At 52.6% G+C, this 718-nt stretch carries 1 protein-coding gene; it reads left to right on the forward strand.

Annotated elements, in window-relative coordinates; genetic code table 11:
* Nucleotides 1-710, forward strand: a 710-nt coding sequence (locus tag ACJHWR_RS25275) for an IS3 family transposase (protein ID WP_001571444.1), incomplete at its 5' end; no start/stop codon positions are given.
* Nucleotides 711-718: the final 8 nt, after the last annotated feature.

The following is a 718-nucleotide window of genomic DNA, read 5'->3' on the forward strand; positions in this document are numbered from 1 at the left end:
GGGGCTCTGCAGGCGCGCGCACGCTGGCTGAAATGCTGACCCAAAACGGCGTCCCGATGAGCCGTTATCGTGCCGGACGGCTGATGAAATACCTGAACCTGAGCAGTTGTCAGCCCGGAAAACATCAATACAAAAATGCCTGTCAGGAGCATACGTGTTTGCCGAATCTGCTCGAGCGTCAGTTCGCTGTACCGGAGCCAGACAGGGTATGGTGCGGAGATATTACGTATATCTGGGCAGGAAATCGCTGGTGCTATCTGGCGGTCGTCATGGATCTTTTTGCCCGCAGGGTTATCGGCTGGAGCCTGTCAGCGAATGCCGATACTGCACTGATAAGCAGTGCCTTGCGGATGGCGTATGAGGTGCGTGGTCAGCCGCGGGACGTCATGTTCCATAGCGACCAGGGAAGTCAGTATACAGGACTGAAATATCAACAGCTTCTCTGGCGTTACAGGATAAAGCAAAGTGTCAGCCGACGGGGAAACTGCTGGGATAACAGTCCTATGGAACGCTTCTTCCGCAGTCTGAAAACAGAATGGGTGCCGACGGATGGTTACGTAGGCAAGGACGAGGCCCGGCAACAAATTAGCGGTTATATCCTGAATTATTACAATAGCGTCAGGCCTCACCATTACAACGGTGGGTTGACGCCGGAAGAATCAGAGAACAGATACCGTTTTTACTGTAAAACCGTGGCCAATATTACTTGACCACTACA

The organism is Escherichia sp. WS568 (genome assembly GCF_046486085.1).
GTDB lineage: Bacteria > Pseudomonadota > Gammaproteobacteria > Enterobacterales > Enterobacteriaceae > Escherichia > Escherichia coli.